This is a genomic window from Anoxybacteroides voinovskiense (assembly GCF_014196205.1).
GTDB lineage: Bacteria > Bacillota > Bacilli > Bacillales > Anoxybacillaceae > Anoxybacteroides > Anoxybacteroides voinovskiense.
This window is the reverse complement of the sequence record NZ_JACIDE010000001.1, coordinates 138,754-150,876: the sequence shown is the minus strand read 5'-3', so window position 1 is coordinate 150,876 and position 12,123 is coordinate 138,754. Positions and strand designations below refer to the sequence as shown.

General features: G+C 45.7%; 9 protein-coding genes. 8 read left to right on the top strand and 1 reads right to left on the bottom strand.

Going from position 1 to position 12,123, the window contains the following annotated elements:
• The first annotated feature begins 19 nt into the window (after window positions 1-19).
• Window positions 20-1,081: an aldose epimerase family protein gene (locus GGR02_RS00745; RefSeq protein WP_183182841.1), complete on the top strand. Its 1,062-nt coding sequence runs from the start codon at window positions 20-22 to the stop codon at window positions 1,079-1,081.
• Window positions 1,078-2,061 carry an aldo/keto reductase gene (locus tag GGR02_RS00740; protein WP_183182840.1) on the top strand — a complete coding sequence of 328 codons (984 nt, stop codon included), beginning with the start codon at window positions 1,078-1,080 and terminating at the stop codon, window positions 2,059-2,061. Before GGR02_RS00745 ends, GGR02_RS00740 begins: the two co-directional genes overlap by 4 nt.
• A gap of 28 nt (window positions 2,062-2,089) precedes the next feature.
• Here GGR02_RS00740 and GGR02_RS00735 read toward each other — a convergent pair whose 3' ends face one another.
• A complete protein-coding gene (locus tag GGR02_RS00735) occupies window positions 2,090-3,274 on the bottom strand; it encodes an ROK family transcriptional regulator (protein WP_183182839.1) in 1,185 nt (394 codons plus the stop codon).
• 156 nt (window positions 3,275-3,430) lie between these two features.
• Between GGR02_RS00735 and xylA the strand changes: the two genes are divergently transcribed.
• The 6 genes from xylA to nasC all read left to right on the top strand — a co-directional run bounded on the left by xylA (window position 3,431) and on the right by nasC (window position 12,040).
• On the top strand, window positions 3,431-4,756 hold the full coding sequence (xylA, locus tag GGR02_RS00730; RefSeq protein ID WP_183182838.1) for a xylose isomerase: 1,326 nt from the start codon (window positions 3,431-3,433) through the stop codon (window positions 4,754-4,756).
• Window positions 4,757-4,772: 16 nt separating this feature from the next.
• Window positions 4,773-6,269, top strand: coding sequence for a xylulokinase (xylB, locus tag GGR02_RS00725; protein WP_183182837.1), 1,497 nt, complete (start codon window positions 4,773-4,775; stop codon window positions 6,267-6,269).
• Window positions 6,270-6,469: 200 nt separating this feature from the next.
• Window positions 6,470-6,847, top strand: coding sequence for a DnaA N-terminal domain-containing protein (locus tag GGR02_RS00720; RefSeq protein ID WP_183182836.1), 378 nt, complete (start codon window positions 6,470-6,472; stop codon window positions 6,845-6,847).
• Between the two features lie 298 nt (window positions 6,848-7,145).
• Window positions 7,146-9,569, top strand: a complete 2,424-nt coding sequence (gene nirB / locus GGR02_RS00715; protein ID WP_183182835.1) for a nitrite reductase large subunit NirB — start codon at window positions 7,146-7,148, stop codon at window positions 9,567-9,569.
• 12 nt (window positions 9,570-9,581) lie between these two features.
• Entirely contained in the window at window positions 9,582-9,887 is a 306-nt protein-coding gene (nirD, locus tag GGR02_RS00710) for a nitrite reductase small subunit NirD (protein ID WP_183182834.1), read from the top strand.
• An 11-nt stretch (window positions 9,888-9,898) separates the two neighbouring features.
• Window positions 9,899-12,040, top strand: a complete 2,142-nt coding sequence (nasC, locus tag GGR02_RS00705) for an assimilatory nitrate reductase catalytic subunit NasC (protein ID WP_183182833.1) — start codon at window positions 9,899-9,901, stop codon at window positions 12,038-12,040.
• The last annotated feature ends 83 nt before the right edge of the window (window positions 12,041-12,123 follow it).

Below are 12,123 nucleotides of genomic sequence, written 5' to 3'. Positions count from 1 at the left end.
AAGAAAGGGAGGAAGCGGGATGAAAATTGTCCAAGAACAATGGACGGAAGTGGACGGTCGTCCGATTATCGCCTATACGTTTACGAACGATAACGGTATCGAAGTGACGTGTATCAATTATGGATGTATTATTACGAAAATAGTAACTCCCGATCGACATGGAAACTATGAAAATATTGTGCTAGCATTCGATGATTTCTCTTCCTATTTGACCAACCACCCGTATCTCGGTGCAGTCATCGGAAGAGTGGCGGGAAGGATAAAAAACGCTTCTTTTGAATTAAACGGAAAAACATATACGCTCTATAAAAACGAAAACGGCAACCATCTACATGGCGGTAAAAAAGGGTTTCATCATGCTATTTGGCAAGGAGCGGGATTTTCTAGAAAAGACGAAGTTGGCGTCCAATTTTCGTATACAAGCCCCGATGGGGAAGAAGGATATCCTGGGAACGTCGACGTTCACGTCACGTACACATTAAATAATCAAAACGAACTAACGATTTCCTACCGTGCCACTTCTGACAAAGATACGCCAATAACGTTAACGAACCATACGTATTTTAATTTAAGTGGCAACGTAAAAAGCGATATTTTGCAGCATCAGTTAAAAATAAAAAGCGACCGATTTTTGGAATTGGATCACGAATTTCTTCCGACTGGCGCACTGCTTGATGTAACGGGCACTCCGTTTGATTTGCGCGAAGGAAAAACGATTAAAGAAGGCGTGGAAGCAACCCATCCGCAAATTGTTTCCGTCGGGCAAGGATACGATCATCCGTTTTTGTTAAATACCCATCATGACGAGGAAATTGTGTTGCTTGACCCGGAAAGCGGACGAACATTAATAGTAGAAACAGATGAACCAGGGGTGGTCGTGTATACGGGCAATCAGCTTCCGAGTGAAATAAAAGTAAACGGAGCACCCGCGCGAAAATATTTAGGCATTTGTTTAGAAACGCAAGCATTGCCGGATGCGGTGCATCATTCGCATTTTCCTTCCTGCATTTTGCGGGCAGGAGAAATGTATTCATCGGTTACGAAATATACGTTTCGTGTGCATGAGGAGGGAGAAAGATGAACTATCGCCGTTTAGGAAATACAGAATTAGAAGTGAGTGAAATAAGTTTTGGGACGTGGGCGATTGGCGGTTCTTGGGGACATACGGACGACAGTGAAGCGTTGAAAGGATTGCAGCGGGCAATCGATGCGGGGGTCAATTTTTTCGACACCGCAGATGTGTATGGTAACGGTCATAGCGAAGAGCTTTTAGCAAAAGCGACAAAAGGAAAAGAAGACGAGATTTATATTGCTACGAAATTTTGCCGAGCAGGGGATATTCATGATTTTCGCACCTATTCAGAGGAAAAAGTGCGGGAATATTGCGAAGGAAGTTTAAAGCGCTTGCAGCGCGAGCGCATTGATTTATACCAAATTCACTGTCCACCGTTTGAAGTGTTAAAAGATGGCCAAGTGTTTGAAGTGTTGGATAAGCTGCAGCAAGAAGGAAAGATTCGCTATTATGGCGTGAGTGTCGAAACGGTAGAAGAAGGGCTGTTTTGTTTAACGAATCCGAACGTAAAAGCGCTGCAAGTCATCTTTAACATTTTCCGGCAAAAGCCGTTAGAACAGCTGCTTCCGCAAGCAAAAGCACAAGGTGTCGGGATATTGGCGCGTCTACCGCTGGCAAGTGGATTATTGACAGGGAAATTTAAAAAGGACACAACATTCGCGGAAACTGATCACCGCCACTTTAATCGAGACGGGCAACATTTCAACGTTGGCGAAACGTTCGCTGGGCTTGAGTTTCATAAAGGGGTAGAGCTTAGCGAACAGCTAACGTGGATCGCAGACGGCAGAGGAAATATGACAAGAGCCGCATTGCGATGGATTTTAGACCATGACGAAGTGACGTGCGCGATTCCGGGATTCAAAACTGTAAAACAAGTCGAGGACAACTTGCAGGCGCTTCATGTTCCGTCGTTTAGCGAAGAAGAAAAGGAACGGTTAACAGCGTTTTATCAAAATGAAGTCCATCCGTTTATTCGTGGGGCGTATTAAAAGGCATCCAGCTTGTCTGGATGCCTTTTTACAGAAACACTTCTACCTTTTCTCCTTTTTTCAAGAAATCTTCGATGACAAAAAAGGAGATGCCTAGTGCGGTGGAGTAAATCGAGCGTTTAGAAAATTGGATAGCGACGTGTGCGCGATGAAACGGCAACGTACGCTCGTCGATGACTTGTTGGATGGCAGGGAAAAGCCATTGTTTTGCCATCGATAAACGGTTGCCGATGATGACTTGCTCTGGATTAAACGTATTGATTAAATTATTAATTCCAATGCCTAAGTAGCGGCCGATGCGCCCAAATAATGCGAGCACGTCTTCGTGTCCTTTTTCCGCCAATCGTAATAGTTCTTCTAACGACATATCATGGCTAAAGAGCGGCTTTGCTCCGTCCAATAGTGCTTTTTCAGAAGCGTATAATTCCCAGCAGCCGCGATTTCCACAGCCGCACATCGGGCCGTCGGTTTCGATCGTCATATGACCGCTTTCTCCGGAAAATCCGCTCGTTCCTCTATACAGTTCTCCGTTCAAAATTAAACCGACGCCAATGCCAATACCGGCACTTACGTAAATGATGTTACGAAAGTCTTGTCCTGCGCCGCCACGTTTTTCCCCATATGCCCCAGCGTTTGCTTCGTTATCGATAATAACAGGAACGTGAAACGCTGCCTCGATGTCTTGTTTTAGCGAGATGTTTTTCCACCCTAAATTCGGCGCAAACAATAGCGCTCCTTCTTTATCAACAATACCAGGAACGCCAATGCCAATCCCGACTAAGCCGTAACGGCTGTCTGGCATTTGTTCCATTAAATAGGAAATGGTTTCTTTTATATGCGTCCGCACCGAAGAGTAGGTTTTGTCATGAAACGCCATTTGCTTTTCAACGACGATATTTCCTTGCAAATCGGTTAACACGCCAAGAATATAATGAACCCCTAAATCAATCCCGATGGAATATCCAGCTTTTTCGTTAAATAACAATAAAACAGGCCGCCTGCCGCCGCTTGATTCCCCTTGCCCGATTTCGTACACAAGCTCTTCGTCAAGCAACTCTTTCACTAACGAAGAAACGGTTCCTTTATTTAATCCGGATCGCTGTGCCACATCCGCCCGCGACAAAGGTCCTTGGCTTTTCACCATCTCAAGCACAAGCGCCTTATTAATTTTTTTAATCAAATGAGGATTCCCAGTTATTTTTGTCACATACATCACCCTGTTTATCAATGTATCATAACCAATCAAAGAAATCTATCGGTTTTGTGGCAAAAAAACAAACTTTGTTTATCTAATAGACAAACAAATAAAAAGACGGTATACTAATAGCAGAAGTTCGATCTCACGAAAAATGACGAGGAGGATGTTAGGATGGCGTATTTTGAAAACGTTGACAAAGTGGTGTATGAAGGTCCGACGTCGAAAAACCCGCTTGCGTTTAAGTTTTATAACCCAGAAGAAAAAGTCGGGGACAAAACGATGGAAGAGCATTTGCGCTTTTCGGTGGCGTATTGGCATACGTTTGTTGGGGATGGAGCAGACCCGTTTGGGGTTGGTACGGCGATTCGCCCATGGAATCGATACAGCGGAATGGACTTAGCAAAAGCGCGTGTCGAGGCGGCGTTTGAACTATTTGAAAAATTAAATATCCCGTTTTTCTGCTTCCATGATGTCGATATCGCCCCAGAAGGAGCGACATTAAAAGAAACATACCAAAACTTAGATACGATTGTCGATATGATCGAAGAATATATGAAAACAAGCAAAACGAAGTTGCTTTGGAACACGGCAAACTTATTTACCCATCCACGCTTTGTTCACGGTGCAGCAACTTCTTGCAACGCGGATGTGTTTGCGTACGCAGCAGCAAAAGTAAAAAAAGGATTAGAAATCGCCAAACGGCTTGGGGCGGAAAACTACGTATTTTGGGGTGGCCGTGAAGGGTACGAAACGCTATTAAATACAGACATGAAGCTCGAGTTAGATAATTTAGCCCGCTTTTTGCACATGGCGGTTGACTATGCCAAAGAAATCGGCTTTGACGGACAATTTTTAATCGAGCCAAAGCCGAAAGAACCGACAAAACATCAATACGACTTCGATGTCGCAACCGCGTTAGCGTTTTTGCAGACGTATGGACTAAAAGACTATTTCAAATTCAACATTGAAGCAAACCATGCGACATTGGCTGGCCATACGTTTGAACACGAACTTCGCGTCGCGCGCATTCACGGAATGCTCGGTTCGGTCGATGCGAACCAAGGCGACCTGCTGCTTGGCTGGGATACAGACGAATTCCCAACAGACTTGTACTCTACTACGCTCGCAATGTATGAAATTTTACAAAACGGCGGGCTTGGAAAAGGTGGGTTGAACTTTGATGCGAAAGTAAGACGCGGTTCGTTTGAACCAGAAGACTTGTTCTACGCTCATATTGCGGGCATGGATAGCTTTGCGATCGGCTTGAAAGTGGCGCATCGGTTAATCGAAGACCGCGTATTCGAGTCAGTCATTGAAGAACGATACAAAAGCTATACCGAAGGAATCGGTCGCGATATTGTGGAAGGAACGGCGAATTTCCGTACGTTAGAGGCGTATGCGCTGCAACTTGGCGATATTCGCAACCAATCCGGGCGGCAAGAGCGGTTGAAAACGTTGCTTAACGAATATTTACTTGACGTTTGTGCCAGTCGGTAAGAAATGAGGGATACACTTGGAACACGTCATCGGCATCGATATCGGAACAAGCGCTGTTAAAGTGCTGCTTGTCGATTGGACAGGAAAAGTAAAAGCAGAAAGCACAGAACCGTATCCATTGTATCAGCCGCACTCTGGATATAGCGAGCAAAACCCAGGAGATTGGGTAGAAAAAACGATTATTGCATTACGAAAAGTGCTCAAAATAGCAAACATTGATCCGCGGTCGGTTGTCGGGCTAAGTTTTTCTGGGCAAATGCACGGCTTAGTATTATTAACGGAAACGAATGAAGTTGTACGCCCAGCGATTCTCTGGAACGACACAAGAACGACGGAACAATGTCGAGAAATCGAAGCGCGGATAGGAAAAGAAAAACTATTAGCGATTACGAAAAACGAAGCGTTAGAAGGGTTTACACTCCCGAAATTATTATGGGTAAAAAAACATGAGCCGCATCTTTACAAACAGGCTCATACGTTTTTGTTGCCAAAAGACTATGTGCGGCTGCGATTCACCGGCCATGTCGCAATGGAATATTCCGATGCAGCAGGAACGCTGCTTCTTGATATCCAAAAGAAAGCATGGAGCGAAAAACTTTGCCAAGAGCTTGCTATTGAGATTGAATGCCCGCCATTAGTTGAATCGACCGAATGTGTCGGAACATTGCTTCCAGAAATCGCTGAGAAGACCGGGCTTTCGACGAGCGTCAAAGTATTTGCCGGCGGAGCAGACAACGCCTGCGGGGCGATTGGCGCCGGAATTTTGGCGGAAGGACAAACGATGTGCAGCATCGGCACGTCTGGGGTTGTTCTTGCGTTTGAGCAAACAGGCGAAAAAGATTTTGCTGGAAAAGTGCATTATTTTAACCACGCAAAGCCGAATTCGTACTATATTATGGGTGTTACATTAGCTGCAGGGTATAGCTTTGACTGGTTCAAGCGCACATTTTTTCCCGAAGTTCCTTTTTCGGAAATCGTGCAACACGCGGCTAAATCGCCCATTGGTGCAAACGGATTATTATTTACACCGTATATCGTCGGCGAGCGGACGCCTTATGCGGATGCGGATATACGCGCTTCATTTATCGGGATCGATGCGGCACATACTACATCGGATTTTGCTCGTGCGGTGTTAGAAGGAATTACGTTTTCCTTAAATGAATCAGTCGAAATCATCAAAGCGAGCGGAAAACGAGTCGATACGGTCGTATCAATTGGCGGTGGGGCAAAAAGTATCGAGTGGCTGCAAATGCAAGCAGATATATTTGCCACACCAATTGAAAAATTGAAACAAGAACAAGGCCCAAGCATGGGAGCGGCAATGATTGCTGCATACGGTTGCGGCTGGTTTTCCTCCTTAGAACAATGCGCCCGTGCGTTTAAAGAAGTAGAACGGGTAGTTGAGCCAAATCCAGCAGCAGTAGAGCGCTACCGCGAGCTGTTTGCGTTGTATCGTGACATCTACCCGCAAACAAAAGAAATAACGAAAAAACTAAAAACGTTCCGTCCATAACACGCGCCGGCAACATGCCGGCCGTTTTTTATATAAAAATCGACATGATTGGAAGGAAATGAGTCTCTTTTTGTCGAACACTACATACCTACGTGGGAATTTAAGGTGTTTATGAAAGATAAACAAAATTTCTCTATCATTCGACAGCACACGTCGGGAAAATGCGCTATGATAGAAAATAAGAGGGAGGAGAGAAAAGGATGTATTGGGAGGAAGTGAAAAAAATACTTGCCCAAGAATTATCGGCGCATTCGTTTGAACGGTGGATTGGCAGCACAACAGCAGTTATCGACCACGACTGGGTAATCGTGAAATGTACCGATGAACAGCAACGGAACATGTTACAGACGAAATACGGCTCGCTCATAATCGATGCTGTTCAGGCGATTTTTGGCTCATCGATGACGGTTGTGTTAGCCATCGAAGAAGAATACGAACGATTGGCGAAGCGATATGCGCCGATGAGCTTACGCGAATATGTCTTAGCGCTTGAGCAGCGAATGCAGCAATTAGAAGAACGCGTCCAACGCTGCGAACAACTCATCGACCAGCTACAACAACCGAATATCGTTCATTAACGAAAAGGCTCGTTCATGACCAATGGACGAGCCTTTTCGTTCCATGAATTCATGTTATAAAAAGTAACAAATAAATTGTTTTTCACGATTTCTATGTACGTATATTTAAAAACTATGTAATATATTTTTACATTGTGAGTGATAAAAAATAACGAGATGATAAGATAAAACTAACATAAGTATAGGGGGGAGAGAGGATGGTGCAAAAAAGCAAAGAAATCGGGGTGTTTACGTTGCTGTTTTTAGTATGCAAACTATGGTTTCAGCGGTAACTAACATGTCACGGAGGGATGGAGCGATGGAAAAAAAGAAACTTGTATTAATCGGAAACGGGATGGCGGGTGTACGCTGCATCGAAGAGATTTTAAAAATCGATCGCGATTTATTTGATATTACGATTTTCGGAAGCGAGCCGCACCCGAACTATAATCGCATTTTATTATCAACCGTCTTGCAGGGCGATACGTCGATTGCAGATATTACGATGAACGACTGGGATTGGTATCGAAACAACAATATTCGTTTGTTTGTCGGTGAAACGGTGGTGCAAATCGACAAAGAAAAACAACAACTCCGGACGGACAAAGGACGAACCGTTTCGTACGATGAGCTAATTATCGCTACAGGGTCAAAACCGTTCATGTTGCCAGTCCCTGGGGCAGACAAAAAAGGGGTTACTGCGTTTCGGGATATTAAAGACTGCGAAATGATGATGGAATATGCCAAAACGTATAAAAAAGCAGCAGTCATCGGCGGCGGCTTGCTTGGTTTAGAGGCTGCGAGAGGTCTTTTAAATTTAGGGATGGAAGTGGATGTCATCCATATTTTTGACTATTTAATGGAACGCCAATTAGACCCAACGGCATCGAAGCTGTTGCAGCGTGAATTAGAAAAACAAGGAATGAATTTCTTGCTTAAAAAAGAAACAGCCGAAATTTTTGGAGAGAACCGTGTCGAAGGAGTGCGGTTTAAAGATGGCACAGAAATCGCTGCCGACTTAGTGGTCATGGCGGTCGGGATTCGTCCGAATATCGATTTAGCGCAGGAAAGCGGAATCGCGGTAAATCGAGGAATTATCGTCAACGATTATTTAGAAACGAACGTTCCGCACATTTATGCCGTTGGGGAATGTGCAGAGCATCGCGGCGTTGTATACGGTCTTGTTGCACCGCTTTATGAACAAGGAAAAGTGTTGGCCGAAGCGATTTGTGGGATAAAAACTCACCCGTACGAAGGTTCCGTCGTTTCGACGCAGCTAAAAGTATCTGGGGTTGACGTCTTTTCCGCCGGTGAATTTATGGAAGGGGAAGGAACGTCTTCGATTAAAGTGTATGACGAGTTGCGCGGCGTATACAAAAAAGTCGTTGTTCGCGCCGGAAAAATCGTCGGTGCGGTTTTATTTGGGGACACAAGCGAAGGGCGAAAGCTATTGGAAATGATTCACCGAAACGAGCCGGTTTCGGACGCGTTCCAGCTGTCCTTTTTCCAAGCGAATTCAACAACGCAAAGCACGGTCGCAACGATGGCAGATACGGATGTCGTATGCGGGTGTAACGGAGTCACAAAAGGCGCCATTTGCCAAGCGATTGTCGAGCATGGCTTGCGGACGGTCGAAGAGGTACGCGACTGCACAAACGCTTCTCGTTCGTGTGGCGGCTGCAAAGGGTTAGTAGCGGAACTATTGGAATATACGTTAGGGGAAACGTTTGATAAACAAGCGATGAAAGAAACGGTTTGTGGATGTACGACATTAAGCCGTGACGAAGTGATTGCCGAAATAAAAGCGAAAAAGCTGAAATATGTCAAAGAAGTAATGAGTGTGCTTGGATGGAAAACAGAAGAAGGATGCTCCAAATGCCGTCCGGCGTTGAACTACTACTTAAGCATGCTATATCCAGGCGAATACGTCGATGAACTCGAATCCCGCTTCGTCAACGAACGGCTTCATGCCAACATTCAAGCAGACGGCACGTATTCGGTTGTGCCGCGAATGTATGGAGGGGTAACGACAGCCGAACAATTGCGGAAAATTGCCGACGTCGCGGAAAAATATAACGTACCGATGATTAAGCTAACAGGCGGACAGCGCATTGATTTGTTAGGGGTCAAAAAAGAGGATTTGCCGCGCATCTGGGCAGAGCTTGACATGCCGTCTGGGTATGCATATGCAAAAGCGCTCCGCACCGTGAAAACGTGCGTTGGCAATCAGTTTTGCCGCTTTGGTACACAAGATTCCACGGCGCTTGGCATCGAAATGGAAAAGAAGTTTGAGCGGCTGAACACCCCGCATAAAGTAAAAATGGCGGTTTCTGCTTGTCCGCGCAACTGCGCCGAATCAGGAATTAAAGATGTCGGCATCGTCGGTGTCGACGGTGGTTGGGAAATTTACGTCGGCGGAAATGGCGGAACGCATTTACGAGCGGGAGATTTATTATGCACCGTCAAAACAGCCGAGGAAGTCATCGAAATGACAGGGGCATTTTTGCAATATTATCGCGAATCCGCCAATTACTTAGAACGAACATCGAAATGGGTCGAGCGCGTTGGACTAGAGCATATTCGCGAAGTCATTTTTGCGCCGGAGATGCGAAAGCAATTGCTTGAGCGACTAGAACAAGCACTACGAGCGACGACAGATCCGTGGAAAGAAATTGTCGAAACGAAAGAGTTGCAAGAAACATTGTTTACGAACTTACAAGCAAAAGTACCAGTGAATCGGTAGGAGGAATGGTGTATGGCACGAGTAGAAATCGGTTCAGCAGCGCGTCTTGTCGAACGATTAGGAAAATGCGTCAAAGTAGGCGGGAGAGAATTGGCGATATTTCGCCTATCGGACGGTCGGATTTACGCATTAGAAAATCGTTGTCCGCATAAAGGAGGCGATTTGTCGCAAGGAATCGTTAGTGGCGAGTTCGTCTTTTGCCCCCTTCACGATTGGAAAATTTCCATCAAAGATGGGAAGGTGCAAGCGCCTGATCACGGATGTGTGAAAACGTACAAGGTGGAAATCGAAGCGGGAAAAATGTATATCCAGCTGTAAGGGGAATGCCTATGACAAAAGACTTATTAGACTATTTTCGGCAAAAACAAAAAGATTACACGACAGAAACGGTGTTTGATACGCAATGCCCGTTTTGCAGCGTCCAATGTACGATGCAGCTCGTCGAAGAGCGAGTAGTGGGGCGAAGCCGATATAAAGTGTTAGCAAAAGATAACCCTACTTCCAACGGTCGGTTGTGCATGAAAGGGCTTTGTGCCCATCAACACGCCCTTCACCCAGAGCGGTTGCAGTTTCCACTGCTGAAAAAAAACGGCGAGTTTGTGCGAGTGAGCTGGGAGGAGGCGCTTTCGTTTATTCGTGACCGTTTTACCGCTATCCAAACAGAATTTGGCAATGATGCCGTCGGGGTGTATGGCGGCGGCTCGTTGACAAACGAGGAGGCGTATTTGTTAGGGAAATTTGCCCGTGTTGCCTTGAAAACCAAATATATCGATTACAACGGCCGCTACTGCATGTCCGCCGCTGCCGCTGCGATGAATGCAACGTTCGGTATCGATCGTGGGCTGACAAACAAACTATCGGAAATTCCGCACGCCCGCTGCATCCTATTGGCAGGAACGAACATTGCGGAATGCCAGCCGACGATTATGCCTTATTTTCGGCAGGCGAAGAAAAACGGAGCATTTATCATTGTCATTGATCCACGAGAAACAGCGACGAGTGAACTAGCCGATTTGCATATAAAAGTGAAACCGGGGACGGACGCCGCCTTAGTCAACGGCATGTTAGCGGTTATTTTAGCGGAAGGGTACGTCGATGAAGCGTTTGTCAAGGAACGAACGGAAGGATATGAGGAACTAAAAAAACATATCGAACATATCCAACTAGACGACATCGCCGCAATGACCGGAGTTGCTAAAGAAATAATCGCGTTTGCTGCAAGGCAATACGCTTTAGCACCAACCGGCATGATTTTCACCGCTCGTGGGGTCGAGCAACAGACAAACGGCTATATGACCGTCCGCAATTTTCTTAACTTAGCGCTTGTTACTGGGAAAATTGGCAAAATCGGCTGCGGCTACGGAGCGGTTACCGGACAAGGTAACGGACAAGGCGGACGGGAACATGGGCAAAAAGCAGATCAGCTCCCGGGATATCGCTCGATTGAAAATGAAGCGCATCGGCAATATATCGCGAGCGTTTGGGGAGTTCCAGAAGAAGAACTGCCGAGAAAGGGAGTTTCCGCCTATGAAATGATGCAAAAAGTGGCGGCAGGCGAGATTAAAGCGATGATAATGATGGGCTCTAACCCGGTCGTCTCTAGCCCGAACGCCCGCTTTGTCGAACAGGCGTTGAAGACATTGCAATGTTTCGTTGTTGTCGACCTCTTTTTATCGGAAACGGCAGAACTTGCCGACGTCGTGTTGCCGACGTCTTCCTATTTAGAAGATGAGGGGACGATGACGAACTTAGAGGGACGGGTCACATGGCGTCCAGCTTCGCGCAAACGCCTAGGAGAAGTGAAACATGATTGGGAAATTCTTTGCGAACTTGCGAAAGTGCTAGGGAAAGGGGAGTATTTCTCATTTTCATCTGCAGAAGAGATTTTCGACGAATTGCGCGTTGCTAGCCGCGGCGGTTTGGCAGACTACTATGGCATAACGTACGAACGGTTGCGACGTGAACGAGTATACTGGCCTTGCCCGTTTTTGGAACACCCTGGCACGGCAAGGTTGTTTGAACACTCGTTCGCTCACCATGACGGTAAAGCGCGGCTTGCGGTTGTCGAAAATAAGTACGAGAAAGAAGAACCGACAGACCACTATCCGCTGTACGTGACGACTGGGCGTGTGTTGACGCATTATTTAAGCGGGACACAAACACGTAGAAGTCCGACGCTTGCTTCACGGCAAATCGAAGCAGTTATGGAAATTCATCCGAACACAGCGAAAAAATATAAAATCGAAAATAATGCATTAGTGAAGATTGAAACAAAGCGAGGAGCTGCGGTTGTAAGGAGCAAGTACTCCTATAAAATTCGGGAAGATACTGTATTTGTTCCGTTTCATTGGAGCGGAAAACAAAATATTAACCAAATTACGGACGATGCACTAGATCCTTATTGCAAAATGCCAGGATTTAAAATTTGTGCTGCACGAATCAGCCCGATCGTTGATTTAGAGAAAAATTAAAAAAAGACACTCTCTATGATGAAGAGTGCCTGATCAAAAACGTTTCTAGTTATTATTATAGCACAGATGCATCCGTTCAGTTG

Bases quoted from the DNA above. Each gene is read 5' to 3' on its own strand.
- nirB (WP_183182835.1), top strand. From the start codon at position 7,146: ATGGAAAAAAAGAAACTTGTATTAATCGGAAACGGGATGGCGGGTGTA.
- GGR02_RS00745 (WP_183182841.1), top strand. From the start codon at position 20: ATGAAAATTGTCCAAGAACAATGGACGGAAGTGGACGGTCGTCCGATT.
- GGR02_RS00720 (WP_183182836.1), top strand. From the start codon at position 6,470: ATGTATTGGGAGGAAGTGAAAAAAATACTTGCCCAAGAATTATCGGCG.
- GGR02_RS00735 (WP_183182839.1), bottom strand. From the start codon at position 3,274: ATGTATGTGACAAAAATAACTGGGAATCCTCATTTGATTAAAAAAATT.
- xylA (WP_183182838.1), top strand. From the start codon at position 3,431: ATGGCGTATTTTGAAAACGTTGACAAAGTGGTGTATGAAGGTCCGACG.
- GGR02_RS00740 (WP_183182840.1), top strand. From the start codon at position 1,078: ATGAACTATCGCCGTTTAGGAAATACAGAATTAGAAGTGAGTGAAATA.
- nasC (WP_183182833.1), top strand. From the start codon at position 9,899: ATGACAAAAGACTTATTAGACTATTTTCGGCAAAAACAAAAAGATTAC.
- nirD (WP_183182834.1), top strand. From the start codon at position 9,582: ATGGCACGAGTAGAAATCGGTTCAGCAGCGCGTCTTGTCGAACGATTA.